26 protein-coding genes are annotated in these 25761 nt (G+C 56.6%); 11 read left to right on the top strand and 15 right to left on the bottom strand.

The window, feature by feature from the left end:
• Window positions 1-131: 131 nt before the first annotated feature.
• Window positions 132-866 carry a DUF899 domain-containing protein gene (locus ACQKPC_RS20145; RefSeq protein ID WP_427626026.1) on the top strand — a complete coding sequence of 245 codons (735 nt, stop codon included), beginning with the start codon at window positions 132-134 and terminating at the stop codon, window positions 864-866.
• A 352-nt stretch (window positions 867-1218) separates the two neighbouring features.
• On the opposite strand, the gene ACQKPC_RS20140 is transcribed toward ACQKPC_RS20145, so the two are convergent.
• The 3 genes from ACQKPC_RS20140 to ACQKPC_RS20130 form a co-directional block, all read right to left on the bottom strand.
• Window positions 1219-1422 (bottom strand): hypothetical protein, encoded by a 204-nt coding sequence (locus tag ACQKPC_RS20140; RefSeq protein WP_427626025.1) that lies wholly within the window; start codon window positions 1420-1422, stop codon window positions 1219-1221.
• A gap of 164 nt (window positions 1423-1586) precedes the next feature.
• Window positions 1587-2036, bottom strand: a complete 450-nt coding sequence (locus ACQKPC_RS20135) for a DUF2247 family protein (protein ID WP_008067910.1) — start codon at window positions 2034-2036, stop codon at window positions 1587-1589.
• 9 nt (window positions 2037-2045) lie between these two features.
• A complete protein-coding gene (locus ACQKPC_RS20130) occupies window positions 2046-5375 on the bottom strand; it encodes a hemagglutinin repeat-containing protein (protein ID WP_427626024.1) in 3330 nt (1109 codons plus the stop codon).
• 403 nt (window positions 5376-5778) lie between these two features.
• On the opposite strand from ACQKPC_RS20130, the gene ACQKPC_RS20125 reads away from it, so the two are divergent.
• Window positions 5779-6051, top strand: a complete 273-nt coding sequence (locus ACQKPC_RS20125) for a hypothetical protein (protein ID WP_427626023.1) — start codon at window positions 5779-5781, stop codon at window positions 6049-6051.
• Between the two features lie 106 nt (window positions 6052-6157).
• Window positions 6158-6433 carry a hypothetical protein gene (locus ACQKPC_RS20120; protein ID WP_427626022.1) on the top strand — a complete coding sequence of 92 codons (276 nt, stop codon included), beginning with the start codon at window positions 6158-6160 and terminating at the stop codon, window positions 6431-6433.
• 136 nt (window positions 6434-6569) lie between these two features.
• Here the strand turns inward: ACQKPC_RS20120 and ACQKPC_RS20115 are convergent, their stop codons facing one another.
• Complete coding sequence (locus tag ACQKPC_RS20115; RefSeq protein ID WP_008153197.1) at window positions 6570-7916, bottom strand: DEAD/DEAH box helicase; 1347 nt, start codon at window positions 7914-7916, stop codon at window positions 6570-6572.
• Between the two features lie 193 nt (window positions 7917-8109).
• Between ACQKPC_RS20115 and ACQKPC_RS20110 the strand changes: the two genes are divergently transcribed.
• Window positions 8110-9408, top strand: a complete 1299-nt coding sequence (locus tag ACQKPC_RS20110; RefSeq protein ID WP_427626021.1) for a mechanosensitive ion channel family protein — start codon at window positions 8110-8112, stop codon at window positions 9406-9408.
• 40 nt (window positions 9409-9448) lie between these two features.
• Here ACQKPC_RS20110 and ACQKPC_RS20105 read toward each other — a convergent pair whose 3' ends face one another.
• From ACQKPC_RS20105 to ACQKPC_RS20080, 6 genes are all read right to left on the bottom strand, one after another.
• Window positions 9449-10921 (bottom strand): S41 family peptidase, encoded by a 1473-nt coding sequence (locus ACQKPC_RS20105; protein ID WP_427626020.1) that lies wholly within the window; start codon window positions 10919-10921, stop codon window positions 9449-9451.
• 186 nt (window positions 10922-11107) lie between these two features.
• A complete protein-coding gene (locus ACQKPC_RS20100; protein ID WP_427626044.1) occupies window positions 11108-11449 on the bottom strand; it encodes a TolC family protein in 342 nt (113 codons plus the stop codon).
• A 16-nt stretch (window positions 11450-11465) separates the two neighbouring features.
• The gene (locus tag ACQKPC_RS20095; protein WP_427626019.1) at window positions 11466-11762 is read right to left on the bottom strand and encodes a hypothetical protein; all 297 of its coding nucleotides are present in this window, start codon (window positions 11760-11762) and stop codon (window positions 11466-11468) included.
• Window positions 11763-11847: 85 nt separating this feature from the next.
• Window positions 11848-12714, bottom strand: coding sequence for a carboxylate/amino acid/amine transporter (locus tag ACQKPC_RS20090; protein ID WP_427626018.1), 867 nt, complete (start codon window positions 12712-12714; stop codon window positions 11848-11850).
• A 345-nt stretch (window positions 12715-13059) separates the two neighbouring features.
• Window positions 13060-13659 carry an FMN-dependent NADH-azoreductase gene (locus tag ACQKPC_RS20085; protein WP_427626017.1) on the bottom strand — a complete coding sequence of 200 codons (600 nt, stop codon included), beginning with the start codon at window positions 13657-13659 and terminating at the stop codon, window positions 13060-13062.
• A gap of 151 nt (window positions 13660-13810) precedes the next feature.
• Window positions 13811-14140, bottom strand: a complete 330-nt coding sequence (locus ACQKPC_RS20080) for a 3-phosphoglycerate kinase (RefSeq protein ID WP_218397845.1) — start codon at window positions 14138-14140, stop codon at window positions 13811-13813.
• 49 nt (window positions 14141-14189) lie between these two features.
• Between ACQKPC_RS20080 and ACQKPC_RS20075 the strand changes: the two genes are divergently transcribed.
• From ACQKPC_RS20075 to ACQKPC_RS20060, 4 genes are all read left to right on the top strand, one after another.
• Entirely contained in the window at window positions 14190-15113 is a 924-nt protein-coding gene (locus ACQKPC_RS20075) for a LysR family transcriptional regulator (RefSeq protein ID WP_427626016.1), read from the top strand.
• A gap of 14 nt (window positions 15114-15127) precedes the next feature.
• Window positions 15128-15931, top strand: coding sequence for an alpha/beta fold hydrolase (locus tag ACQKPC_RS20070; RefSeq protein ID WP_218397847.1), 804 nt, complete (start codon window positions 15128-15130; stop codon window positions 15929-15931).
• Between the two features lie 3 nt (window positions 15932-15934).
• Window positions 15935-16492 (top strand): peptidylprolyl isomerase A, encoded by a 558-nt coding sequence (locus ACQKPC_RS20065; RefSeq protein WP_008013582.1) that lies wholly within the window; start codon window positions 15935-15937, stop codon window positions 16490-16492.
• 93 nt (window positions 16493-16585) lie between these two features.
• Window positions 16586-18418 (top strand): ABC transporter ATP-binding protein, encoded by a 1833-nt coding sequence (locus ACQKPC_RS20060; protein WP_401174062.1) that lies wholly within the window; start codon window positions 16586-16588, stop codon window positions 18416-18418.
• Window positions 18419-18463: 45 nt separating this feature from the next.
• Here ACQKPC_RS20060 and ACQKPC_RS20055 read toward each other — a convergent pair whose 3' ends face one another.
• From ACQKPC_RS20055 to ACQKPC_RS20045, 3 genes are all read right to left on the bottom strand, one after another.
• Window positions 18464-18952: a GNAT family N-acetyltransferase gene (locus ACQKPC_RS20055; protein WP_427626015.1), complete on the bottom strand. Its 489-nt coding sequence runs from the start codon at window positions 18950-18952 to the stop codon at window positions 18464-18466.
• Between the two features lie 102 nt (window positions 18953-19054).
• Window positions 19055-19543 (bottom strand): GyrI-like domain-containing protein, encoded by a 489-nt coding sequence (locus ACQKPC_RS20050; RefSeq protein ID WP_427626014.1) that lies wholly within the window; start codon window positions 19541-19543, stop codon window positions 19055-19057.
• A 66-nt stretch (window positions 19544-19609) separates the two neighbouring features.
• On the bottom strand, window positions 19610-20272 hold the full coding sequence (locus ACQKPC_RS20045) for a LysE family translocator (RefSeq protein WP_427626013.1): 663 nt from the start codon (window positions 20270-20272) through the stop codon (window positions 19610-19612).
• A gap of 137 nt (window positions 20273-20409) precedes the next feature.
• Here ACQKPC_RS20045 and alaC point away from each other — a divergent pair, with 137 nt between their 5' ends.
• On the top strand, window positions 20410-21627 hold the full coding sequence (alaC, locus tag ACQKPC_RS20040; protein ID WP_123357886.1) for an alanine transaminase: 1218 nt from the start codon (window positions 20410-20412) through the stop codon (window positions 21625-21627).
• Window positions 21628-21795: 168 nt separating this feature from the next.
• Here the strand turns inward: alaC and ACQKPC_RS20035 are convergent, their stop codons facing one another.
• Both ACQKPC_RS20035 and ACQKPC_RS20030 read right to left on the bottom strand, forming a co-directional pair.
• Window positions 21796-23148: a GntP family permease gene (locus ACQKPC_RS20035; RefSeq protein ID WP_008069109.1), complete on the bottom strand. Its 1353-nt coding sequence runs from the start codon at window positions 23146-23148 to the stop codon at window positions 21796-21798.
• A gap of 83 nt (window positions 23149-23231) precedes the next feature.
• A complete protein-coding gene (locus tag ACQKPC_RS20030; RefSeq protein WP_007902444.1) occupies window positions 23232-23765 on the bottom strand; it encodes a gluconokinase in 534 nt (177 codons plus the stop codon).
• A 215-nt stretch (window positions 23766-23980) separates the two neighbouring features.
• Here ACQKPC_RS20030 and ACQKPC_RS20025 point away from each other — a divergent pair, with 215 nt between their 5' ends.
• Together ACQKPC_RS20025 and ACQKPC_RS20020 are read left to right on the top strand one after the other, a co-directional pair.
• Entirely contained in the window at window positions 23981-25012 is a 1032-nt protein-coding gene (locus ACQKPC_RS20025; protein WP_123501447.1) for a LacI family DNA-binding transcriptional regulator, read from the top strand.
• A 66-nt stretch (window positions 25013-25078) separates the two neighbouring features.
• Window positions 25079-25711: a glutathione S-transferase family protein gene (locus ACQKPC_RS20020; RefSeq protein ID WP_427626012.1), complete on the top strand. Its 633-nt coding sequence runs from the start codon at window positions 25079-25081 to the stop codon at window positions 25709-25711.
• The last annotated feature ends 50 nt before the right edge of the window (window positions 25712-25761 follow it).

Genomic DNA, 25761 nt, shown 5'->3' with positions numbered 1-25761 from the left:
TCAGCCTGGTTATTTCGCCCTACCGACCGGCGGTATGTCGAATAGGGCACAGGCCAAACGACTAGGCTGTGTAAGACGGTTTACCCCTCTGCGCGGATCGACTTTCGCCAAAGCATGCAGGAGAAATCACCATGAACATTCAGAACCATCCGGTCGTGTCCCGGGAAGAATGGCTCGCTGCCCGCAAACAACACCTGGCCCACGAAAAAGCCTTCACCAAGGAACGAGACAAACTCAGCGCCGAACGCCGCACTTTGCCCTGGGTGAAAATCGACAAACCCTACCGCTTCCAGGGCCCCAACGGCGAACTGAGCCTGACCGACCTGTTCGGCGGCCGCAGCCAATTGATCATCTACCACTTCATGTTCGCCGCTGGCTGGGACGAAGGCTGCCCCGGTTGCTCGTTCCTCTCCGACCACATCGACGGCGCCAACCAACACCTGGCCCATCACGATGTAGCCGTGGTCGCGGTTTCCCACGCACCGTTCGCCGAATTCCAGCTTTTCAAACGGCGCATGGGGTGGAAATTCGACTGGGTCTCGTCTGAAGGTTGCGACTTCAACTACGACTTTGGCGTATCAGCCCGGGCCGAAGACGTCGCCGCTGGAAAAGCTACCTACAACTACGAAAAAACCGACGGGGCTGAAGAAGAACTCCCCGGGCTCAGTGTGTTTTATCGCAATGAAGCGGGGGAGATTTTTCACACCTATTCAACGTATGCCCGAGGTTTGGATTTGCTGGTTGGCGCCTATAACTACCTCGATCTCACGCCCAAGGGGCGTAATGAAGAGGAAATCATGGACTGGGTGCGGCATCACGATCGGTATGAGGACAAGGCACCGGCCAGTTGCTGTCATGGGGGGTAGACACTCAGGGATCGAGGCACAGGTCCAGGCTGGACACAGCCCCCATGAACACCACAAATCCCCTGTGGGAGCGAGCCTGCTCGCGATGACTGACTAACATTCAACATTGATGTCGACTGATACACCGCTATCGCGAGCAGGCTCGCTCCCACAAAGTTGCGCGGTGTTCTGTAGGTGCGGCCGGTTGCCTGACTGCAACTGGGGCAAATGCCCTACAACAACCTCGGAATATGGCACCTTGCACCGCTGGAACGATGAAGGGGACAGACCACGTTTTAAATCAAAGGCGCACCGGCCCGCGCTCAAGAAAAACGTGGTCTGCCCCCCGCTTATCCTCCTTATCCTTTAACAATTAATTTATCCAGGAAATATTAAAATCAGCCAATTGCGCTTGAAGACCAGCTTCATGCTCAAACCAATAATCAAATCCTTGACCATCAATTTTTTCCAGATAGAGATAATATCCACCAGTATCTCCGCCACGATCATCATCAATACGCACTCGCCAGCCAGAATACTCACCAGTGACGACTATACCCTCTCGAATTATAGACATAAGAACATCCTAGTCCGCATAGGGGACATGATTATTAGATACATAACTTCAAGCAAAAAGGGGACAGATTTAATTTCTGGACAAGCCAGACAAATAAATCCGCCCCCTTTTCTCTCGGAGTAGATTTGTTGGGATCCCTCGCAGTCTGTTCCAATTTTTGCAAACTAATCAATAAAAAATTGCGCCTTCAACTTTTCCACAACTTCACGCATAACGACAAGCGGACAAGCATTACCTTGAGAGTAGATGCTACATAAAGCCATATCTTCTGGATAACCAAAATCCGCATAGGCCTCCTGAAGCCTATCAATCTTGTGTTCGTCACTATCGCCAGACAAATCAATACACAGTAAAAAAGCCAAACGCCACTTATCCATATCAGCGACATCATCTGATATTTTTATTTGTTTTGAGGCAAGCCCAAGCAACTCTTCATCACTTAGACACATCCCTCCTGCGAGAACAGCAACATCCTCACTTTCACTACCGTTCAGAAGCTGACTGAGAGCATATTCAATAATATCTTCCCGTCCCACCCAACCTTTACCAAACCCTAACAAAATGGTTGACCACTCCATCAAACCTAAACTGATCAAGCACTTTAATGGATCCATCATCCCCTCCTACTTCTTCGGAATTTGGTTAGGCAACCCAGTGACTTTTCCGCCCGGAATAAAACGTCGATGAGTGACATCTCCTTCATCAACAATCCATTCGAAAACCCCTTCGACACCGTTATTACTACCTTCAATTTGACTGAGTTCAGACACCCTAATCACCACACCACCAGGACCTTTGGTGGGTATTTCAAATTTAGTAGCATCACCAGCATAGTTATCAATAATGTCATTAAATCCATGCTGACCATCAGGAATTTTAGTTGCGCTTCCGACTCTTGGTTTCCCTATGATCTGATTTTCAATTTCTTTTGGACCGCCCGTCCCACTACCCGAGGCATTAGATTCCCCCAGTGCCCCCGAACCGCCTTCTTTGGTCGGGCCCTTACCACCACCCGCCCCCACAGACTTGATGGTCGGATTCAACCCGGTCGCGAGCGTCGCAAGATTCTCGATAGCAACAACAGCGGTCTCGTGGCTGATGCCGAATACTTGAACAAGGGTATCGGCAATCGCATTGACCGTGTGCCCGGCGGTAACACCTGCGAGCATGTTCTGGAAACCGTTGTTCTCCGTAATCAACAGGTCAAAGATCTCTTTGGCTTCGGGCGACGCCGAGGCGGCGATGTCTTTGAGATTCTGGGTTTGCTTCTCAGCTTCGGCGACGCGCTTGGAGATGGAACCGCAGTTGGCGAGATTCGCTGCACATTGTGCGACCGCATCAATATCCTGCTGACGGCTCAGTTCGTGATAGTTGGTGTACGCCTTGTTTATACAGGCGGAATCACTCCCGCAGCCCTTCAACTCATTTGCTGCCCGCTCAAGATCCGAATGATTCAGGTAGTTGTATTGAGTGGCATTGGCAGCGATGTTCGCGGCAATAGTGGGATCGCTGTCTGAAAGTACCGCTGTGAGTACGCCAAGCAGCTGCGACATCGCTAACAAGTTGGCTTTAGCCTGGTCGGCCCCCGGCATGTTCGGATCGTAGCCTTCGGGCAGCACCAAGTCCGCCAGGTACTGCACCAGTGCTTCGTTAGCTCCCCCTGCCAATGCTCCCGTCTTGAAGTCACCGCCCATGGCCATCGACTTCAAGCCACCGACCAGTGCGTGAGCCGCGATCTTGGTCGGGCTGCCGTCGATCAGATTCAAGTTGCCGACTTTATTGGCCGCAATTGCGCCGCCAATATTAACGATGGCACCCAGCAGGTTATCGACGAAGTTATCGCCCAGGCTGCCACCCTGGAGGACGGTTTGGGCCACGGTGTCAGCACCGGTCTTGAGAACGACTTGGCCAAGACTGTCCAGGTCGAACCCAATTTTACTTGGGTCATAACCCAGGCTGCTGCTGCCAATTCCACCCAATAATCCGGAGAGCACGTAGCCTTTTAGGCTTTCACTGCTGAAGGTGTCTTTTAAAACTGCACCCAAGTTACCTTTGTTACTGATGGCGCTGTTGGCTGCCGTGGTTTCCACCGCGATCAATACCGCGTTGGCGAAGCCTGCTGAAAAGGTACCCGCCGTAGCACCAATTAACCCGGCTCCTGCCCCGCCTGTGACCGCTGCCAGCAAGATTGCCAAGGCCAATTGTGCGGCGACGCCGAGTCCCGAACTCGAGTATTTGAAGCTCTTGTGGATTTCTTCCACTCGACGCCAATCAACATCGCCTCGCTGTTCGGCCTCTTTCAACCAGACCAGTTTTGGATCAGCCGCCACCATGGAGTCGATGATCTGGCTGACGCTCTTCTGATCGATTTGCTTGATATCGATTTTGAGGCCGTTCACCGCCTTGATCACCAACGCGCCGTTGGCCACCAACTCACTTTGACGCAAGGTTTCATCAGTGTTGCCTTTGCCCTTCATCGAGTTCCAGGCAGCGTTGCTATCGCTCTTGGTGTGGCTCTCGTCATGCAGGTCCTTCACCGCTTCGAAAGTGATGCTGCCACCACTGTCGAGGATGATGTCCTTGCCACTCTCCAGCTTCGCCACCTGATACCGCTGATCCCCACCGCTGACCAAGCTCAGGTTGCCCCCGGTAGTGATTGCACTGCCGATGTTTTTCACATCGGTGACTTCATCACGCTGGGTTTTCTCGGCGCCGAAACCGCCCTTTTTCTTCATGTCATACAGCGTGTAGTCGCGGTCTTGCGCCGCCAGCAGTTCGAGCTTGTCACCGGCCACCAGATAGGCCTCATCCCCGGCGGTGACCTTGCTTGAGATCAGCGTCAAATCCTTGCCCGCCTTCAGGGCAACGCTGCCCCCCGCAGTGATCTCCGAGGACACCTGACTGACATGGTCTTCTTGCTTGGTGACACTCTCGGTTTTTTCATACGAGTGCTGTTCATCCGCCGCCGAGGCCAGGGTCAGATTGTTTGCGGCAGCCATTCCGATGTCGCCTTTGGCATCGATCTGACTGGCAATGGCGGTCAGGTCGCGGCCGGCGTCAATGGTCAGGTCGCGACCTGCAGAGACCTGCGAGCCAAGCTGCGTCACCGACGCATCGTTATGATCCCGACCATCGGTGATGCTGTTGGCCGTCTGCGCCGACACGATGTTCACGTCCCGGCCCGCTTTAATCGTCAGCTCACCCCGGCTGTTGATCACGCTGCCAATGGTGTTGAAATCGCGCCCGGCACCGATGGTCAGGCTGTTGGCCGCTTCGATTCGTGCCGCGCTGTCGGCAAAGCCCTGGGACCAGGACCATTGGCCGTTCTGGTCGTCGTAACTGCTGACGGTGCGTTCGTTGATCACGTCGCCCCGGGTGGCGGTGAGCGTGACGTCACGGCCGGCGATGATGCCGCCGGCCTTGTTGACGAGGTTGTTGCTGGCTTTCAGGTCGAGGCGGTTGCCGGCTTCCGCCAGGCCGCTGTTGACCAGGTCGTTGGCGGCGGTGGCCGACAGGTTGTTGGAGGCGCGCAAGGTGCCGGCGTTGTTCAGGTCCTTGCCGGCGATGAGGGTGATGTCGTTGCCGGCAATCAACGCGCCGTTGGGTGCTAAACGGTTGTTGGCCTGGGCCAGATAGAGCACCGGCACCAGCACCTTCTCGCCGTTCACTTCGTGCTCTTCCATCCAGACAATATCGTGGGTCAGCGCTGCGACCTGTTCGGAGGTCAGGCTGACGCCCAGAGACAGGTTGAGTTCCGTTTTGCTGACGACGGCGTTGTTCATCAGGTATTTGAACAAGCCCTCGTCGGAGGTCTGGCCACCGATGAAGCGTTGGCCGGTGCGGGCCACTACCGCTTGCTGGATCAGGCGTTGTTCGAAGAGGCCGTCGCCCAGTCGTTTGGCGCTGGTGTCCGGGTCGTAACCGAGGTTCGACAGCAGGTAGTCCGAGCTCATGAATTGCTTGAGGTCGGTGAGTACCGGGTTGGTTTCGATCAGGTATTTCTGCGGTTTGGATTGAACGCTGTTGGCTGGTAAGCCCTGGACACGGTTGATCGTAAAAGTCCTACGCCAACCTCGGAATCACGCACCTTGCACCGCTGGAACGATGAAGCTTATAGTCCGCCCGTCGTCCACATGGCGACCGGGTTTGGCGACCTGACGAACGAGTGCGAGAGCTGTCTGCTTATTTGCAGGCGCCTCCGCATCCGCAAAACTGTTTTTATGGCAGTTGTGCGCGGGAGACCTTCGGGTCTGCCGGTTACTCGTTTCCGGTTCGCCAACCTGCGTACAGCTGCCACCCCATTTCGTTTGGCGACGAACTGCTGGCAGTCTCAGCAAACTAAACGAGGCTTCAACGATGGATAGATACATGCCCCTCACCGGAATCGACCTGATCCCGGCTTCTCTGCTTATTGATACCCAAGCGCCACTCGACGTCCTGCACGCGATGGCGGATTACCGCATTCGCACGGTTACCCAGGTGCTGGAGAACATCGCCTTTCGCGCCGAGATCGGTTGCGACACGGTCGTGCTTTCCGACTTTTCAAAACTGCTGGCCATACCGTTGCGTGATGGTTGTGATTTGATGGATGTGATTGGTCGACGGTTGCGGGCGCAGGCTGTGGAGTGAATGAAAACGGGCGACCTGTGGGTCGCCCGTTTCTGTCACTGAACTTTTTTCGCCCTTCAGCCCTCAACCGGATAACCCGCCTTAACCGGAACCGAGGCCTGACTTTATGAAAACCCTGCTCAAACTCACCCTCGCAGCCACCCTCACCTGCGCCCTCCCCGTTTGGGCCTGCCCGCCCGACGAAGCCACCGCCAAGCGTGAACAACTGGCCAAGGAGGTCGCCAAGATCACGGAGCAAAACCCGGCCAAGGCCAAGGAGATCAACGACGAGTTGAAGAAGATGGACCTGGAGACGGCCAGCAAGGATTTGCCGGACAAGTGCCAGTTGATTGATCAGCGTCTCAAGGAGCTGGAATCGGCGGAGATGAAAGCCAAGAGTTAAACCGCAAGATCAAAAGATCGCAGCCTTCGGCAGCTCCTGCACGGGTTTGAGCGTGCAGCTGTAAGAGCTGATGCGATTTTTTGACGTAAAAAAACCCGGACACTGTCCGGGTTTTTTATGGGAACGCTACAGCGCTTTATTCAGCCGCTGGCGCTTCCGGCTTGCGGCGTTTCAAAGGCGCCATGCCGTCCTTGCTGACCAGCGACAGGGCGTCGGTCTTCGGGCGGTTGGCGATCTTGCGCTTGGTCGGGGCCTTGGCGCCGGTTTTCTTCTTGTCGCCTTTGGCGTCGACCTTTTTCTTCTTCACGCCAACGGCTTTGCCCGAGGCCTTGACCTTTTTCGGTCCGCCGTAGGTGCCTTTGACTTCCTTGATGGTGCGGCGCTCGAAGCTCTGCTTGAGGTAGCGCTCGACGCTCGACATCAGGTTCCAGTCGCCATGGCAGATCAGCGAGATGGCCAGGCCATCATTGCCGGCGCGGCCGGTGCGACCGATGCGGTGAACGTATTCGTCGCCGCTGCGCGGCATGTCGAAGTTGATCACCAGGTCCAGGCCTTCCACGTCGAGGCCACGGGCGGCTACGTCGGTGGCCACGAGGATCTTCACACCGCCCTGCTTCAGACGGTCGATGGCCAGTTTGCGGTCTTTCTGGTCCTTGTCACCGTGCAGCACGAACGCTTTGTATTCTTGCGCCACCAGACGGCCGTAAATACGGTCGGCCATGGCCCGGGTGTTGGTGAACACGATGGCCTTCTGATAGGTCTCGTTGGCCAGCAGCCAGTTCACGATCTGTTCTTTGTGCTGATTGTGGTCGGCGGTGATGATCTGTTGACGAGTGGTGGCATTCAGATCGCTGACGTTGTTCAACTGCAGGTGTTCAGGGTTGTTCAGAACCTTGGCGACCATCTCGCGCAGGCCCGAACCGCCGGTGGTGGCGGAGAACAGCATGGTCTGCTGACGGTTGGTGCACTCTTCCACCAGACGCTGCACGTCTTCGGCAAAGCCCATGTCGAGCATGCGGTCGGCTTCGTCGAGCACCAGCACTTCGACTTCTTTGAGGTCGAGGTTGCCGGCGTTCAGTTGCTCGATCATCCGGCCCGGCGTACCGATCAGGATGTCCGGCACCTTGCGCAGCATGGCAGCCTGGACCTTGAAGTCTTCACCGCCGGTGATCAGGCCGGACTTGATGAAGGTGAACTGAGCGAAGCGCTCGACTTCCTTGATGGTCTGCTGGGCCAGCTCGCGGGTCGGCAGCAGGATCAGGGTCTTGATGCTGACGCGGACTTTGGCCGGGCCGATCAAGCGGTTGAGGATCGGCAAAACGAATGCAGCGGTTTTGCCGCTACCGGTTTGCGCCGTCACCCGCAGGTCACGCCCTTGGAGCGCCAGCGGAATAGCCGCTGCTTGCACAGGCGTTGGCTCGACAAATTTAAGCTCGGCCACGGCTTTGAGCAGGCGTTCGTGCAGGGCGAATTGGGAAAACACGGGTGCTACCTCGAAGAAATACAAAAAAACAGCTGCATAGGGTAACGGTTTCGAGCGCGAAGGCCGAGTTTCTTTATACAAACGGCTGCAAACAGTGGTTTTTTTGTTGCCTGTTTTGCCTCAAAACGTCATCCGGAACGTCTTAAATGCTCTAATCGCCCCGTCGCGTCCTACAGAAGAACCGTTTTCACCCATGGATATCAAACAGCTCTGGCTCAATGCCCAAGACCTCTGGGGTGCTCTCGATCAGCACCCGCTCCTGCATTCCACGCTCGCGCTGATGTTGCTGCTGGTGGTGGCGCTGGTGCTCGGACGAGTGGCGCGCTACCTCATTCTTCACGCGACCAAAATCCTCGGTCGCCAGCCGTCGCTGCACTGGATCACCGATTTTCGCCACAACAAAGTGTTTCATCGCCTGGCGCAGATGACGCCCTCGCTGGTGATCCAGTTCGGTCTGCATCTGGTGCCGGACCTGAGCAAAACTGCCCTTAACTTCCTCGGCAATGTGGCGCTGTCGTTCACCATTCTGTTCCTGGTGCTGGCCGTCAGCGCATTGCTCAATGCCCTGCTGGACATTTATGCCCGCACCGAACACGCCCGCACCCGCTCGATCAAGGGCTACGTGCAACTGGCGAAAATGGTGTTGTTCGTGTTTGGCGCGATCATCATCGTTGCCACGCTGATCGACCGGTCGCCGCTGTTGCTGCTGTCGGGTCTGGGCGCCATGTCGGCGGTGATTCTGTTGGTCTACAAAGACACCCTGCTGTCGTTCGTTGCCAGCGTGCAACTGACCAGCAACGACATGCTGCGGGTCGGCGACTGGATCGAGATGCCACAAGTCGGTGCCGACGGTGACGTGGTGGACATCACCTTGCACACGGTCAAGGTGCAGAATTTCGACAAGACGATTGTGTCGATCCCGACCTGGCGCCTGATGTCCGAGTCGTTCAAGAACTGGCGCGGCATGCAGCAGTCCGGTGGCCGCCGGATCAAGCGCAGCCTGTTCATCGATGCCAGCGGCGTGCGGTTTATTCGCGATGACGAAGAGCTGAAGCTGTCCCAGGTGCATCTGCTGACCGACTACATCAACCGCAAACAGGCCGAACTCAAGGCCTGGAACGAAGCTCAGGGCAACGTCGCAGCGATGTCGGCCAACCGTCGACGGATGACCAACATCGGCACCTTTCGCGCCTATGCGCTGGCATACCTGAAGAGTCACACGGAAATCCAGCCGAACATGACCTGCATGGTTCGCCAGATGCAGACCACCGCTCAAGGCATTCCGCTGGAAATCTACTGCTTCACCCGCACCACCGTGTGGGCCGATTACGAGCGGATTCAGGGGGATATTTTCGATTACCTGCTGGCGGTACTGCCGGAGTTTGGTTTGAGCCTTTATCAGCAGCCGAGCGGTGGGGATTTACGCGCCGGCTTACTGCCGGCGGTCCTCGGTGCAAGCCATATTCCCGAGCCTGAAAAACACGTCATGTAAACACCGGTTTCGGCGCACTTGAGGAATGGCGCCGATCCGATCATAAGTTATCAAGAACCCACTTTTGAACTGCCGCTGTATCGTTTATATCCCCATCAAAAACAAACTGGGGATCATAACTTTGATTATTTCCTCGTGTTCGGCCTCTCCATACCTTTAACGGTAGCCAGAACTGGGCACCACTCGGCAGTGTTTGAGAGCCTATATCAATATAAAGTGTATCAGCGCTCGTTGATAACCCCAAATGGACAACCCCCGGAACAGCAAGAACGACGTCCGCAAAGTCTAGACAGGCACTAGCGCAAAATGAGTCAGTCACCAGTGCAAGCTTACCTTTAAAACCTTGGGCATTGACTCCTCTCGAACCCTCTTGATCGACCGAGGAAGTGCTCGGCTGGCGCAACCAGTCTTTCTTCTCGTGAAGCGCGAGTTCCATTGACTGGGTTAAACCAAAAACAAATCTATAAGCTTCACTATTTTTTCCATAGTCGCTTTCCATGGTAGTTAGAGCTTTATTGAGCGTTGAGAGTGCAAAAGGAGAAACTCGCCACATCGCATACGCACGAGATGGCCCATCCAAGCCTTTTACCAATGGCGAGCCTAACAGAGCAGAAAGTATTTCAGCACCCACTAAACTGTTACCGCCGCGATTGCCTCGTGTGTCAAGCACAACCAGCTTGGCATCATTGATACTCTTGATGACGTCGAGCATTTTATCGAGGGAAGCATTCTCGGCTGCTGATGGCATGAAGTTTGACACATGTATCCAATATCGCCCGCCTCCCAAATTTTGGAGAGTTTGGGGCGGTTGAGGCTGGCGCAGAAAAGCCTCCAATTGCCCGCGATCCTCTTGCCATAATAAAGTAAAGTTTTGTCTTGCTCCATTAGGGAGAACAACCAAACAGCTTTTTGATAAGACCCTCGCCAGCACGGGATAGTTGGCATCATCGACAGTCAACTGCTTAGCTAAATGCAACCAAGTGGATTTCAGATTAAGTCTGCGATCAACATAAGGAGATATTTCATTCTTTAGTATCTCGTGGACTGATTTGCTATCACACGATACAACAGTGGAATTCATCGGCGGTAACGGTATAGGCCAATTTTGAGCGACGTGTTTTACAACGAATTTCTGCCCCTGCATGTCCAAAATAAAACCTGCCCAAGAAGAATTCCCAGGGTTATTTTGATTCAGCCCAACGTGTCCGTCTTTGAAGCCCGCAATGTAAAAATTAAGAACGGCTTGAGAATCCTTCCTTGAGTTGACACGCTTGGACAGCTGACTCGCTTCCAAATAACCTCGTTCAACCCAGTCTGCAAAAGACTCATTATTACTATCTAAAGCGCCTGGATGAGAAGCAACTATCAGTTTCCGCATCACTAAAAGATCATTGACAGTTAAATCTTTCCAATCCTGCGCGTGCAGTTTTTCAGCCAGCACAAAATAAGACAAAACAACAAAAAGTATCAGACATAAGTTTCTGAAAAAAAACACATTAGCACTACAAGTCATTTAAAACACCAAAAAACTAGATGAATGATGGTCACATAGATATCATCTGATCATTGCGTACCAGTACGCCAACGCTCGCTGCTAACCGTATACGAGCAGCTCTCCATCGAGCAAGAGACTGCACATACTGCTGATTAGCATTGGCTAATGCGGTCTGAGCGTTCAATAGTTCAATAGTTCAATAGTTCAATAGTTCAATAGTTCAATAATTGAACCGACTCCAGCTCTGTATCTTCCTTTAGCTACCCCAGAAGACTCCTCAGCCGAGCGCACCAAACTTTTAGATATATTAATACTATCTATTTCTGTTTTAAGATCCGAGTAATTTATCCATATAGCATTGGTCACGTTTAATTCAGCCTGTTTCAGTAGCGTTTCCTGCAGATGTATGTCCTCATTTGCCTCCGCGACTCTGGCACTATTCCTAAATCCTTCAAATAGAGGGATTGATAGTTTTAATCCTATTTCCGTTGAATTAAAATCTTTTGAATTGTTCTGATTGTAGCGTTCCTCGGAATAAGAGCCCACAAAAGAGAGGCTGGGCTTACCCTCGGAGGTATTTAAAGATTTCAACGTCGGCTATTGTGTCAACGGTGAGCCGCGTTACCGTATGAAGAGGGTGCGAAGCTACGAGCAGGTTGATAGCCGGTACTGACGAAGTGTGTGCAGCATCTGGTGTCGGCACTTCGGCTTGAACGACCGGTTTTGCAGCCTGAACAACAGTCGATTTGGATTCAGGGGTATTCCTGGTGTCTTGGTGCTTGAGCCCCATATAACCAAGACCAGTCAAGCCGACCCACAGGCAGGCAGCCAAAGCTTTTTTTTTGTACGCGGATTTCATGCAGGCATTCCCTTAGTTTTGTTGTCCATTACTTACCAGCTGAACCTCTGCTTGCCGGTCCATCTTCCGCAGGCTGCGGCGGATCCTACACGAACTTAGTTGCGCGCCGAATGCCCAACCGACTAATCCACACCGCCATCAAAATCACCGACCCACCAAACAACAACCGCCCCAGCTCTTCATGCTGATTCCAGATCAACAAGTTGATCAGCAACCCCACCGGCACATGCAGGTTGTTCATCACCGCCAACGTTCCGCCGTTCACCAGGCACGCGCCCTTGTTCCACCAGTACAGACCCAGCGCGGTAGAGACCAGGCCGAGGAACAGCAGCACGCCCCATTGCAGCGGCGCTTCGGGCAGGAAGTTCTGTTTGCCGAACAACAGAAACGCCGGCAACGCCACCGCCAACGCGCCCAGATAGAAGTAGCCGAAGCGTCGGTAATGCGGCAGATCACTCGGATGGCGGGCCACCAGATGTTTGTAGAGCACCTGCCCGGCGGCGTAGGTGAAGTTGGCCAATTGCAGCAACAGGAAACCCATGAAGAAATCCGGGTTGATCCGGTCAAAGCGAATCACTGCCGCCCCGAGTACCGCCACTAATGCCGCGATCAAGGCCCATGGATTGAAGCGCCGGTTCAGCGCGTCTTCGATCAGGGTCACGTGCAACGGTGTGAGGATGGTGAACAGCAACACCTCCGGCACCGTCAGCACCCGGAAGCTCAGGTACAGGCAGACGTAAGTCACGCCGAACTGCAACGCGCCGATCAACAACATGCCGCGCATGAAGGCCGGTTCCACCGAGCGCCAGCGCGTCAGCGGAATAAACACCAGCCCCGCCAGCAGCACCCGCACCAGCACCGCGAAGTAACTGTCGACATGCCCGGCCAGGTATTCGCCGATCAAGCTGAAGGAAAACGCCTGGATCAGCGTGACAAAAAGTAGATAGCCCATGGTCGCCTCATTTCGAATGGCGGCGACGATAGCGGGTTTTCCCTTTCATCGCGAACAGTCAGGCAACACAAATCCCTGTGGGAGCGAGCCTGCTCGCGATGACGGCGTTACATTCAACATTGATGTTGGCTGACACACCGCTATCGCGAGCAGGCTCGCTCCCACAGGGGGTTGTGTGCTCATTCACTAAATCGCAGGCAAAAAAAAGCCCGATCTCGCTAATGCGTTCAATCGGGCTAGAGCACTCAGGAGCAACAAGTGCAAAGGGAGGTTCGATGCGCATGCAGGCTTGAAGGGTTGCGCCAGGTCACTAGACCATCCAGCGATTATCTGGCGATTAACGGCTCAAGCGACCTGGGAAAGCTTGGCGTTGGCCTGGTTCAGGCCTTTCTCCTGGAAGTCACCGCCCAGGTTCATGCCTTCGGCGTGAATGAATGTGACGTCGTGGATGCCGATGAAGGCCATGACCTGGCGCAGGTAGGGTTCCTGGTGATCGGCAGTGCTGCCGGCGTAGATCCCGCCGCGAGCGGTGAGTACATAAGCACGCTTGCCGCTGAGCAGTCCTTGCGGGCCGGTTTCGGTGTACTTGAAGGTCACACCGGCACGCAGCACGTGGTCGAGCCAGGCTTTGAGGGTGCTCGGAATGGCGAAGTTGTACATCGGCGCAGCCATTACCAGTACGTCGGCGGCCAGCAGTTCATCAGTCAGCAGGTTGGAGCGCTCCAGCGAGGCCTGCTCGATCTCGTTGCGTTGTTCGGCAGGCTTCATCCAGCCGCCCAGCAAGTTGATGTCCAGGTGCGGCACCGGGGTTGTAGCAAGGTCACGGACGGTGATCTGGTCGGCCGGGTGTGCGGCTTTCCATTGGTTGATGAAGGTCTGGGTCAGCTGGCGGGAAACCGAGTCTTGCTGACGGGCGCTGCTTTCGATGATCAGAACGCGGGACATGGGATGTAGCCTCCATCTGAGAATGCTGTAGGTCGATGGAGTGAAGGTTAAACAGAGTCATATCGATGAAAAAGCGCAAATAACTGCTATAAAGCATCGATAAATTCGTTTACAAGCGGAGCATGTCCCAGCTGGGCTGCTCCGCTCGATGTCATTTCGGGGTGCAGGTGAGGTTGATACGCATCTTGATGATGGTGCGGGTGAACTTGGCAGTGGCGTTTTTATGTTTACCGGCGGGCACTTCGATTGTGCGATTACGCGGCGCTTCCGGGCCATTGTTGAAAACCACCTTGCAGATCGCATCAGTGCTGCCGTAGTTGTTCACTTGAATGGAGGCGATGTCGGCATCTGTATCAAAGGCGTTGTAGTCGATGCTCAAGCCGTTCAATTGCTTTTGAACGTCGATCGGATAGGCAAACGCAGTCAGCGGCAACATCGCCAACGCCGCACAACCCGCCATCACACAACAAAGTTTTTTCATTCAGCAGTCTCCAATAAGGACTGCCAGCTTAGGACAAGAGGAGCTCAACATGAAAGCGCCCCGCGTGACCCTTGATCAATGGCGAACATTGCAAGCCGTGGTCGATCACGGCGGTTTCGCCCAGGCCGCCGAAGTGCTGCACCGCTCGCAATCGTCGGTCAGCTACACCGTAGCGCGCATGCAGGACCAGCTCGGTGTACCGCTATTGCGCATCGACGGCCGCAAAGCGGTGCTCACCGAAGCCGGCGGCGTGCTGCTGCGCCGTTCCCGGCAACTGGTGAAACAGGCCAGCCAACTGGAAGACCTGGCCCATCACATGGAGCAAGGCTGGGAAGCGGAAGTGCGGCTGGTCGTCGACGCCGCCTACCCCAGCGCCCGCCTCGTTCGCGCCCTGACTGCGTTCATGCCGCAAAGCCGTGGTTGCCGGGTGCGTCTGCGCGAAGAAGTGTTATCGGGTGTCGAGGAAGTGTTGCTTGAAGGCGTGGCCGATCTGGCCATCACCGGGTTCAGTATTCCCGGGTATCTGGGCGCAGAATTGAGCGACGTCGAATTCATCGCGGTCGCCCACCCCGAGCATTCCTTGCATCGCTTGAACCGCGAACTGAGCTTCCAGGACCTGGAAAGCCAGATGCAAGTGGTGATCCGCGACTCCGGCCGCCAGCAACCACGAGACGTCGGCTGGCTCGGCGCCGAGCAGCGCTGGACCGTCGGCAGCCTGGCCACCGCCGCGACCTTCGTCAGCAGCGGCCTGGGCTTCGCCTGGCTGCCCCGGCACATGATCGAGCGCGAACTCAAGGAAGGTACGCTCAAAGTGCTACCGTTGGACCAGGGTGGCAGCCGCAACCCGAGCTTCTTTCTGTATTCGAACAAGGACAAACCCTTGGGCCCGGCCACGCAGATTCTCATCGAACTGCTGCGCACCTTCGATACCGCGCCGCTGGATGCACCTTTCGCCGCCCCTGAACAAGCCTGACATGGAGTGTACGTATGGCCTATTTCGAACATGAAGGTTGCAACCTGCACTATGAGGAATATGGCCACGGCACGCCGTTGCTGCTGGTTCACGGGTTGGGCTCCAGCACCCTGGACTGGGAAATGCAGATCCCGGCGCTGTCAGCCCGCTACCGGGTGATCGTCCCGGACGTACGCGGCCACGGGCGCTCCGACAAACCCCGTGAGCGTTACAGCATCGCCGGATTCAGCGCCGACCTGATCGCTCTCATTGAACACTTGCACCTCGGCCCGACACATTATGTAGGGCTTTCCATGGGTGGCATAATCGGCTTTCAACTGGCGGTGGATCAGCCGCAATTGCTCAAAAGTCTGTGCATCGTCAATAGCCAGCCGCAAGTCAAAATGCAAAAGCCCAGTGACTACTGGTGGCTAATCAAACGCTGGAGCATGGCCCGACTGCTGAGCATGGAAACAATCGGCAAAGCCTTGGGGCGCATGCTGTTTCCCAAACCCGACCAAGCCGATTTGCGGCAAAAAATTGCCGTGCGCTGGGCAAAGAACCACAAACATGCTTATCTCGCCAGCTTCGATGCCCTCATAGGCTGGGGGGTTCAGGAACGACTTTCGCGAGTCACCTGTCCAACCCTCATCGTTAGCGCAGACCACGATTACACACCGGTCTCGGTGAAGGAAACTTACGTAAAACTGCTGCCCGATGCGCGGCTGGTGGTGATCGCCGATTCGCGCCACGCCACCCCGCTGGACCAACCCGAACGCTTCAACCAAACGCTGCTCGAGTTTCTCACCGCAGTCGACACCACCACTCAGGATCACTGACCCATGCTGAAAAAAATTGCCCTCGTCGCCGGCTCCGTTCTGTTTGCCGCCAACCTGATGGCCGCCACGCCCGCCAAGGCGCCGCACGTGCTGCTGGAAACCACCAACGGCCAGATCGAAATCGAACTGGACCCGGTCAAGGCGCCGATCAGTACCAAGAACTTCCTTGAGTACGTCGACAGCGGCTTCTACAACAACACGATTTTTCACCGTGTGATTCCTGGCTTCATGGTCCAGGGCGGCGGTTTCACTCAACAAATGCAGCAAAAAGAAACCAAGGCGCCGATCAAGAACGAATCCAAAAACGGCCTGCATAACGTGCGTGGCACGCTGTCCATGGCTCGTACGTCCGTGCCTGATTCAGCCACCAGCCAGTTTTTCGTCAACGTCAAAGACAATGACTTCCTCGATCAGGGCGACGGCTACGCGGTGTTCGGTAAAGTCGTGAAAGGCATGGACGTGGTGGACATCATCGTCAACTCGCCAACCACCACCCGTGGCGGCATGAAAGACGTGCCGGCCGATCCCGTGTTCATCAAGTCGGCCAAGCGCATCGACTGAGAGTAAGCTGGACAGGGAGTCTTGAGCGGCCGCCGGTTCTGCCGGCGCCGCTCATATCGTTTAAAGGAGAGCCCGTGCGCGGGCGGAGAACTGATGCTTTATCGTCGTTTTGAAAAACTGATCGACATTTTCCGCGATGCACCGACGGCGGCTCCGCCGGATCGGGTTCTCCCCTTCTATACCTATTACCTGAAGCAGGTCTGGCCGAGTTTCGCCGTCCTGCTGATCGTCGGCCTGTTCGGCGCGCTGATCGAAGTGGCGCTGTTCAGCTATCTGAGCCGCATCATCGACCTCGCCCAAGGCACGCCCAACGTCGATTTTTTCAAGGAACACGGCATCGAACTGGCCTGGATGGCGGTGGTGGCGTTGGTCCTGCGCCCGATATTCGTCGGCTTGCATGACTTGCTGGTGCACCAGACCTTGAGCCCCAGCCTGACCAGCCTGATCCGCTGGCAAAACCACAGTTATGTGCTCAAACAGAGCCTCAATTTCTTCCAGAACGACTTCGCCGGACGCATCGCCCAACGCATCATGCAGACCGGCAACTCGTTGCGCGATTCGGCTGTGCAAGCGGTGGATGCGCTATGGCACGTGCTGATCTACGCGATCAGTTCACTGGTGCTGTTCGCCGAAGCCGACTGGCGCCTGATGATCCCGCTGCTGACCTGGATCGCCGCCTTCATCGGCGCCCTTTACTACTTCGTGCCACGGGTCAAGGAACGCTCGGTGGTGTCGTCCGATGCGCGCTCCAAACTCATGGGACGGATCGTCGATGGCTACACCAACATCACCACCCTGAAGCTGTTCGCCCACACCAACTTCGAGCAGCAATACGCCCGCGAAGCGATCAAGGAACAAACCGAAAAAGCCCAACTGGCCGGCCGTGTGGTGACCAGCATGGACGTGGCCATCACCAGCATGAACGGCCTGCTGATCGTCAGCACCACCGGCCTCGCGCTGTGGCTGTGGACGCAGTCGTTGATCTCAGTGGGTGCAATTGCCTTGGCCACGGGCCTGGTGATCCGCATCGTCAACATGTCTGGCTGGATCATGTGGGTGGTGACGGGCATTTTCGAAAACATCGGCATGGTTCAGGACGGTTTGCAGACCATTTCCCAGCCAGTCAGCATCACCGACCGCGAGCAGGCCAAGCCTTTGAAGGTGGCGCGTGGCGAGGTGCGTTTCGATCACGTCGATTTCCACTACGGCAAGAAAAGCGGGATCATCAGCGACCTCAACCTGACGATCAAACCCGGCGAGAAAATCGGCTTGATCGGCCCGTCCGGTGCCGGCAAATCGACGTTGGTCAATCTGCTGCTGCGCCTCTATGACGTGCAGGGTGGGCGGATTCTCATCGATGGCCAGAACATCGCCGAAGTTGGCCAGGAAAGCCTGCGTGAACGCATCGGCATGATCACCCAGGACACCTCGCTGCTACACCGTTCGATCCGCGACAATTTGCTGTACGGCAAACCCGACGCCACCGATGCCGAACTCTGGGAAGCGGTGCACAAGGCCCGGGCCGACGAGTTCATCCCGTTGCTGTCGGACTCTGAAGGCCGCACCGGTTTTGATGCTCATGTCGGGGAACGCGGTGTGAAGCTCTCCGGCGGCCAGCGTCAGCGGATTGCCATCGCCAGGGTGCTGCTCAAGGACGCGCCGATCCTGATCATGGACGAAGCCACCTCGGCACTGGACTCGGAAGTCGAAGCAGCGATTCAGGAAAGCCTCGAAACCCTGATGCAGGGCAAAACCGTGATCGCCATCGCCCACCGCCTCTCGACCATCGCGCGGATGGACCGTTTGGTGGTGCTGGAAAACGGCAAAATTGCCGAAACCGGCAGCCACGCCGAACTGCTGGCCCATGGCGGCTTGTATGCGCGGTTGTGGCAGCACCAGACCGGCGGGTTTGTCGGGATCGATTGAGTATTATGATCAAACCGGCCCATGCTGAATCTGGGCCGGCCCTGGTTACAGCGTCAACACCATCTCATGCCACGCCATCCCGCCATGGTCGGACGCCGAGGGCTTGATGTAGGCAAAACCAAACCCGGCATAGAGCGCAATGTGCCGCTCTTTGCACATCAGGTGGATACTGGCCTTGTTCAGTGCACGCATGCGCTGGATAAACTCACTCATCAAGCGTTTCGCCAGCCCCTGCCCCTGATAGTCCGGATGCACCACCACCGACATGATCACCACGTGCGGGCCGGCCGGGTCGTGGCCGATCAGTTCCTTGAACGCTTCGTCCGACATCTCCACCTGAAATGCCGCACCGGAATTGATGAAACCGGCGACAACGCCATTCACTTCAGCAACGATGAAGCCCTCGGGCCAGGTGGCGATGCGGGTGGCGATTTTCTCGCGGGTAGCGGCTTCATCGCCTTCGTAGGCAACGGTTTCGATGGCATAGCAACGGTCCAGGTCAGCGGGGCTGACGTGGCGGATGACGGTGTTCATGGCAGCTCGGAATCGGCGTGGGAAAGGTTGGGGATCATAAATCAATAAGGTGTTGATATCGATCAGAGCGGCGAACCGACGATCCGCCGCTTGACCCGCTCATTACACTTTTAGCGGCAGCCAGATTTCCAGCACGCCGGTATTGAGCTTGGGGTTGAAATCTTCGCTATAGCGTTCGAAATCCGGGGCATCCGCCGCCTCGCGACCGGACTGCGGTAGCCAGGTTTTCCAGATGTACTGAAAGGTTTGCGGCAGGGTATCCAGCGAGCCCTTGTGCTCGAACACCGCGTAATACTGGGGCTGTATCTCGATCCAGCGGTATTTCTCGGGCAGGTCGTCGAGCTTGCTGATCTCGACGCCGGCGATGTATTCAAAACCACCCTTGCCGTCGGGATTACAGCAAACACCGTAGGTCACTTCGCCCTGTTGGCCGGGCACATTGCCAAGGTGGGGGACGAATTTTTCCCACAGCTTGGGAATCTGCTTTGGGGCCGTCTCTTGGGTAAATCGTCCGCCAAGCCCTGCGATGAGCATGAAGTGCCCGTTTTCGAAGCGTGGTTCGGCCGTTTCGACGCCTGTTTGCTCATCCATGACTCAACTCCTGGTACAAAAGGTGGGTTCGGCTGGGAGTATAGAAGCCAAACCCGATTCGCCAAATTACAGTGCATGCAACTGTTCGATGGCGCCTGGACCGATAAACTCGTTATACCCCGATAGGATCACGTAGACCGCGAAATAGCAGAAGATCGCTGCCGATGCCATGTAGGAATAACGCAGCAATTTGTCACCGAGCAACTTGCCGCCGTGGCTCGCAGCGAAGCACAGGCCGACACACCAGAGCACCCCGGCGCACAAGAAACCGCCAAGAAACAGCGCCGAGCTGACCGTGCCACCACCACCGGAACGGGCGATCAGTGTTCCGCCTACCGCGGCGAACCAGAGAATGGCACTGGGCGATGACATGGCAAGAAAAATCCCGCGGAAAAACTCGCGACGGTGCGAGTTATGCCCCACCTCCGGGGTTTGCGCCAACAGCGCTTCATGGTGAATCGCCGAATAAATCATCTTCGCCGCGAAATACAGCAGCAGCGCCGATCCGCCAATCCACAACACCCATCGCACGGTTTCGTATTGCAGCAATACGGTCATCCCGGCCAATGCCAGCACGGCGTAAATCAGGTCGCCGACACACGTCCCCAGCCCCAGGGCAAAGCCTTGGAAATAGCCGCGCTGCATCGCCAACGTGATCATTGCGATATTGGCCACACCGATGTCCAGGCACAGCGAAAGGCTCAGCAAAAAGCCGCTGGTAAATTCCATCAACCGATTTCCTTCGCAAAAATTGTTTACATAGACGCTGGACAGTCTGCCACAGCTGCCCTTACATTCCGCACAGGCCACCGCAGTGGCCAGCGTCGCTCGGACGGTTCCGGGCGCTTACGTTATCCGAGGCAACAATGGCCGAACAAGGTTCGCCGCGCCGCTTTGCGCGCATAGATCGACTCCCCCCTTACGTTTTCAACATCACTGCCGAGCTGAAGATGGCCGCCCGTCGTCGTGGCGAAGACATCATCGACTTGAGCATGGGCAACCCCGACGGCGCCACGCCGCCGCACATTGTCGAAAAACTCGTCACTGTTGCCCAGCGTGAAGACACTCACGGCTATTCCACGTCCAAAGGGATTCCGCGCCTGCGCCGGGCGATCTCCAATTGGTACAAGGATCGCTACGAAGTCGACATCGACCCGGAAACCGAAGCCATCGTCACCATCGGTTCCAAGGAGGGTCTGGCGCATTTGATGCTGGCCACCCTCGATCAGGGCGACACCGTGCTGGTGCCGAACCCAAGCTACCCGATTCACATCTACGGTGCCGTGATTGCCGGTGCCCAGGTGCGCTCGGTGCCGCTGATTCCTGGCGTGGATTTCTTCGCCGAGCTGGAACGGGCGATTCGCGGCTCGATCCCGAAACCGAAAATGATGATCCTCGGCTTCCCGTCCAACCCCACCGCCCAGTGCGTGGAGCTGGATTTCTTCGAGCGGGTAATCGCCCTCGCCAAGCAGTACGATGTTTTGGTGGTGCACGACCTGGCCTACGCCGACATCGTCTACGACGGCTGGAAAGCCCCGTCGATCATGCAAGTGCCCGGCGCCAAGGACATCGCGGTGGAGTTTTTCACCCTGTCCAAGAGCTACAACATGGCCGGCTGGCGCATCGGTTTCATGGTCGGCAACCCGGAATTGGTCAACGCCCTGGCGCGGATCAAGAGCTACCACGATTACGGCACCTTCACCCCGCTGCAGGTCGCGGCCATCGCGGCGCTGGAAGGCGATCAGCAATGCGTCAAAGACATTGCCGATCAATATCGGCAGCGTCGCAACGTGCTGGTCAAAGGCCTGCATGAACTGGGCTGGATGGTCGAAAACCCGAAAGCATCGATGTATGTCTGGGCCAAGATTCCCGAGGCTTACGCACACATGGGCTCGCTGGAATTCGCCAAGAAACTGCTGGCCGAGGCCAAGGTCTGTGTCTCGCCGGGCGTGGGATTTGGCGAGTATGGGGATGATCATGTGCGCTTCGCGCTGATCGAAAACCAGGACCGGATTCGTCAGGCCGTGCGCGGGATTCGCGGGATGTTCCGGGCGGATGGGCTAGTAACCAAAACCAACGCCTGACACATTGATCGTTCCCACAAAAAAACCGCATTGCTGCGGTTTTTTTTTGCTTGATCGTTCCCACGCTCTGCGTGGGAATGCCGCCATGGACGCTCCGCGTCCACTGTGACGCGGAGCGTCACGGGATGCATTCCCACGCGGAGCATGGGAACGATCAGTGCAGTGTGCTTAAACGAACAACGACAACAGCAGGATGAAGCCCAGGCCCACCACGGACAGGATGGTTTCCATCGCGGTCCAGGTCTTGAAGGTTTCCGCCACGGTCATGTTGAAGTACTGCTTCACCAGCCAGAAACCGGCGTCGTTGACGTGGGACAGGATCAACGAACCGGCACCGGTGGCCAGTACCAGCAGCTCACGGTTCACGCCCGGAATCATCCCCACCACCGGCACCACGATGCCCGCGCCAGTAATGGTCGCCACGGTCGCTGAACCGGTCGCGATGCGGATCACCGCCGCCACCAGCCAGGCCAGCAGGATCGGCGAGATCTGTGCGTTCACCGCCATGTGACCGATCACGTCACCCACACCGCTGGTCACCAGCATCTGCTTGAAGCCACCACCGGCACCGATGATCAGAATGATCGCGGCGGTCGGCGCAAGGCTGGCATCCAGCCATTTCATCATTTGGCTGGAACCGATGCCCTGCTTGTAGCCGAAGGTATACAGCGACAGCAGCAATGCCAGCAGCAACGCCGAAATCGGGTGACCGATCAGATCCATGAAAGTGCGGAAGATGTTGCCATCGGGCAGCACCACGTCGGCAAATGTCTTGAGCAGCATCAGGAACACCGGCAGCAGCACGGTCACCAGAGTGATGCCAAAGCTCGGCAGTTCAGCCGAATCCGTTTCGCGCGACAGTTGATCCACCAGCTCCTGGTTCGGATGACCGGGAATGTGCTTGGCAATGAACGTACCGAAGATCGGGCCAGCGATGATGGCCGTTGGAAGCGCAACGATCAGGCCGTACAGAATGGTTTTACCGATGTCGGCACCGAACACACCGATGGCCAGCAGCGGCCCCGGGTGCGGCGGCACCAGGCCGTGTACCGCGGAAAGACCAGCCAGCAGCGGGATACCGATCTTGATAATCGACACGCCAGTGCGACGAGCCACGATGAACACCAGCGGAATCAGCAGCACGAAGCCGATTTCGAAGAACAGCGGAATGCCGACCAGGAACGCGGCGAACATCATCGCCCACTGCACCTTGTCCTTGCCGAAGGCGCGGATCAACGTCTGCGCAATCTGATCCGCACCGCCTGATTCGGCCATCATTTTGCCGAGCATCGTGCCCAGCGCCAGGATGATCCCGACGAAACCGAGTACCCCACCGAAGCCATCCTGGAACGCCTTGATAATAGTGCCGATCGGCATGCCGGACGTCAGCCCGAGGAAGGCGGCGGCGATGATCAGTGCGAGGAATGGGTGCAACTTGAACTTGGTGATCAGGACGATAAGCCCGATCACCGTGACCACTGCGTCTAGCAGCAGGAATGACTCGTGGGACATGCCAAACATGGGGGGTGTCTCCGTTGTTTGTTGTTGTTATGAAAGCAATTATTCAAATGCCGTCAGGACAGCGCTATCTCTTGGAGCAAAACTCAACTGGCGAGTTTCAAGCCATGATCGAGCCACCATGCATGAGCCTGCTTCGCCAATTCATCGACGCTGTGGCTGGACGCATCCAGAGCCAGGGTCAGGGGCTCACCAACGGGCGATTCAAGTGTGGCGAACTGGCTGTCGATCAAGGTCGACGGCATGAAGTGGCCCGGCCGATGAGACACACGATCGGCGGCGACTTCGGGGGTCAGCTCAAGAAAAACGAAGCCCAGGCCCGGCAAGGCACTGCGCAAGCGTTCGCGGTAACTGTGTTTGAGGGCCGAACAGGTCAGCACCGGGCGCTCGCCCTTGGCATCGACGCGGCGCAGTTCATCGCACAGGCTGTCGAGCCAGCCGGCACGGTCTTCATCGTTCAGGGGGATACCCGCGCTCATCTTTTCGATATTGGCGGCAGGGTGGAAAGTGTCGCCTTCAATGGCGGTCGCGCCGCTAAGCTGGCACAGGGACTGGCTGACGCAGGTCTTGCCGCAACCGGCAACGCCCATGATGACCAGGGCGGTGATGGGATGATTCATGTAACACCTCAGCGCGCAGACAGCGCTACCTTTGCGACGTAAGACTCAAGTGCAAAAGCAGAAGTTGCCGACGCCTTCTTGTCATTTTTGTGGGTTGCAGCATGTTCGTTCTCGAGGCCAAAAAGCGAGGATCAGGCAAACCTCGTTCACGCATTTGCAGCTGCATCGAGACAGCGCTACCTTAGTGCCTTGAATTTTGTTTGGCAAGCCATCCGATGAATACCCCTAAAAACGATAAAAATACTCGCACCACTGGCCGCCCTACCCTCAACGAAGTCGCGCGCCTGGCCGGTGTCAGCCCGATTACAGCGTCCCGCGCGCTGCGCGGCGTCAGCACGGTGGCCACCGAACTGGTGGAAAAAGTCCAGAAGGCCGCCCTCGACCTGAACTATGTGGTCAACCCCGCCGCCCGCGCCCTGGCCTCGGCCCAGAGCCATTCCGTGGTGGTTTTGGTGCCGTCATTGTCCAACCTGCTGTTCATCGACACGCTGGAAGCCATTCATCAGGTTTTGCGACCAAAGGGCTTCGAAGTGCTGATCGGCAACTTCCATTACTCACGTGATGAAGAAGAAAACCTGCTGCGCAATTACATGGCTTATCAGCCTCGCGGCCTGTTGCTGACCGGTTTCGACCGCACCGAAAGTTCGCGACGGATGATCGAGGCCAGCAACATTCCCTGCGTCTACATGATGGAACTGGACAGCGCGGCGGGGCTCAATTGCGTCGGCTTTTCGCAAGTCGCTGCCGGCGAAACCGCTGCCGGGCATTTGCTGTCACGCGGTCGCAAACGCCTGGCCTACATCGGCGCGCAACTCGATCAACGAACGCTACTGCGTGGCGAAGGTTTCCGCCGCGCGCTGCAAAAGGCCGGTTTGTATGATCCAGCCCTGGAAGTGCTGACACCACGAGCCTCTTCGGTGGGTCTGGGCGGCGAATTATTCCTGCAACTGCTCGCTGCCCATCCAGACGTCGATGCGATCTTCTTCGGCAACGACGACCTGGCCCAGGGTGCGTTGCTCGAAGCGTTGCGCAATGGAATCAAGATCCCCGAGCGCGTGGCGATCCTCGGCTTCAACGACCTGCCGGCATCCGAGCACATGGTGCCGCGCCTGAGCAGTATCAGCACTCCGCGCGAAGCCATTGGCCGTCGCTCCGCAGAGCTGATGCTGACCTTGCTGGCCGGCAATTCAGTGACCAAACCGGTGCAGGATATGGGGTTTGAATTGAAGGTGCGCGAGAGCACCTGATGCACGACCATTCCCATGCTCCGCGTGCTAGATTCCGATACCTGGAACAGCAAACGGAGAAGCTCAATGGGACATACGCTGAAGATTTTGGGTCGGGCCTCATCAATCAACGTCAGAAAAGTCCTGTGGACCTGCGACGAACTGGGCGTTTCCTACGAACGCGAAGACTGGGGCAGCGGTTTCGCATCAACCCAGCGCCCGGAATTTCTCCAGCTCAACCCCAATGCACAAGTGCCGGTCCTCATTGATGAAGCCGGCGTGCTGTGGGAGTCCAATACCATTTGCCGGTACCTGGCCGGCAAACACCAGAACACTGATCTGTTGCCCATCGAACCGGCGGCGCGCGCTCGCGTGGAGCAGTGGATGGACTGGCAAGCCACCGAACTCAACCCGTCGTGGGGCTACGCTTTTTTTGCGCTGGTCAGGCAATTGCCGAACTTCCAGGACTCGCAGCGGATTGCTGATGGCGTTCGCGGCTGGAACGCAAAAATGGGCATCCTCGAACAGCAACTCGCGACAACCGGTGCATATGTCGCCGGACCGCAGTTCACACTGGCCGATATCCTCATCGGATTGTCGGTCAACCGCTGGCGGATGACCCCGATGGAACGCCCGGACTACCCCGCCGTCGACGCCTATTGCCAGCGGCTGGCGTTGCGGTCGGGGTTTATGGAACACGCTTGCAACGGCGTGCCTTGATTTCACCCCCGGCCCAGTTCAAGCGCGAAACCTGCCGGAGCGGGCTTGCC

The organism is Pseudomonas sp. NPDC089918, from assembly GCF_050280605.1.
Classification (GTDB): domain Bacteria; phylum Pseudomonadota; class Gammaproteobacteria; order Pseudomonadales; family Pseudomonadaceae; genus Aquipseudomonas.
The sequence above is the reverse complement of the archived record's forward strand: the minus strand, read 5'-3'. Positions and strand labels throughout refer to the sequence as shown.

Excerpts from the sequence above, each read along its gene's own strand:
- ACQKPC_RS20145 (WP_427626026.1), top strand. The coding sequence starts at position 132 with ATGAACATTCAGAACCATCCGGTCGTGTCCCGGGAAGAATGGCTCGCT.
- ACQKPC_RS20140 (WP_427626025.1), bottom strand. The coding sequence starts at position 1,422 with ATGTCTATAATTCGAGAGGGTATAGTCGTCACTGGTGAGTATTCTGGC.
- ACQKPC_RS20135 (WP_008067910.1), bottom strand. The coding sequence starts at position 2,036 with ATGGATCCATTAAAGTGCTTGATCAGTTTAGGTTTGATGGAGTGGTCA.
- ACQKPC_RS20130 (WP_427626024.1), bottom strand. The coding sequence starts at position 5,375 with ATGAGCTCGGACTACCTGCTGTCGAACCTCGGTTACGACCCGGACACC.
- ACQKPC_RS20125 (WP_427626023.1), top strand. The coding sequence starts at position 5,779 with ATGGATAGATACATGCCCCTCACCGGAATCGACCTGATCCCGGCTTCT.
- ACQKPC_RS20120 (WP_427626022.1), top strand. The coding sequence starts at position 6,158 with ATGAAAACCCTGCTCAAACTCACCCTCGCAGCCACCCTCACCTGCGCC.
- ACQKPC_RS20110 (WP_427626021.1), top strand. The coding sequence starts at position 8,110 with ATGGATATCAAACAGCTCTGGCTCAATGCCCAAGACCTCTGGGGTGCT.
- ACQKPC_RS20105 (WP_427626020.1), bottom strand. The coding sequence starts at position 10,921 with ATGACTTGTAGTGCTAATGTGTTTTTTTTCAGAAACTTATGTCTGATA.
- ACQKPC_RS20095 (WP_427626019.1), bottom strand. The coding sequence starts at position 11,762 with ATGAAATCCGCGTACAAAAAAAAAGCTTTGGCTGCCTGCCTGTGGGTC.
- ACQKPC_RS20090 (WP_427626018.1), bottom strand. The coding sequence starts at position 12,714 with ATGGGCTATCTACTTTTTGTCACGCTGATCCAGGCGTTTTCCTTCAGC.
- ACQKPC_RS20085 (WP_427626017.1), bottom strand. The coding sequence starts at position 13,659 with ATGTCCCGCGTTCTGATCATCGAAAGCAGCGCCCGTCAGCAAGACTCG.
- ACQKPC_RS20080 (WP_218397845.1), bottom strand. The coding sequence starts at position 14,140 with ATGAAAAAACTTTGTTGTGTGATGGCGGGTTGTGCGGCGTTGGCGATG.
- ACQKPC_RS20075 (WP_427626016.1), top strand. The coding sequence starts at position 14,190 with ATGAAAGCGCCCCGCGTGACCCTTGATCAATGGCGAACATTGCAAGCC.
- ACQKPC_RS20070 (WP_218397847.1), top strand. The coding sequence starts at position 15,128 with ATGGCCTATTTCGAACATGAAGGTTGCAACCTGCACTATGAGGAATAT.
- ACQKPC_RS20065 (WP_008013582.1), top strand. The coding sequence starts at position 15,935 with ATGCTGAAAAAAATTGCCCTCGTCGCCGGCTCCGTTCTGTTTGCCGCC.
- ACQKPC_RS20060 (WP_401174062.1), top strand. The coding sequence starts at position 16,586 with ATGCTTTATCGTCGTTTTGAAAAACTGATCGACATTTTCCGCGATGCA.
- ACQKPC_RS20055 (WP_427626015.1), bottom strand. The coding sequence starts at position 18,952 with ATGAACACCGTCATCCGCCACGTCAGCCCCGCTGACCTGGACCGTTGC.
- ACQKPC_RS20050 (WP_427626014.1), bottom strand. The coding sequence starts at position 19,543 with ATGGATGAGCAAACAGGCGTCGAAACGGCCGAACCACGCTTCGAAAAC.
- ACQKPC_RS20045 (WP_427626013.1), bottom strand. The coding sequence starts at position 20,272 with ATGGAATTTACCAGCGGCTTTTTGCTGAGCCTTTCGCTGTGCCTGGAC.
- alaC (WP_123357886.1), top strand. The coding sequence starts at position 20,410 with ATGGCCGAACAAGGTTCGCCGCGCCGCTTTGCGCGCATAGATCGACTC.
- ACQKPC_RS20035 (WP_008069109.1), bottom strand. The coding sequence starts at position 23,148 with ATGTTTGGCATGTCCCACGAGTCATTCCTGCTGCTAGACGCAGTGGTC.
- ACQKPC_RS20030 (WP_007902444.1), bottom strand. The coding sequence starts at position 23,765 with ATGAATCATCCCATCACCGCCCTGGTCATCATGGGCGTTGCCGGTTGC.
- ACQKPC_RS20025 (WP_123501447.1), top strand. The coding sequence starts at position 23,981 with ATGAATACCCCTAAAAACGATAAAAATACTCGCACCACTGGCCGCCCT.
- ACQKPC_RS20020 (WP_427626012.1), top strand. The coding sequence starts at position 25,079 with ATGGGACATACGCTGAAGATTTTGGGTCGGGCCTCATCAATCAACGTC.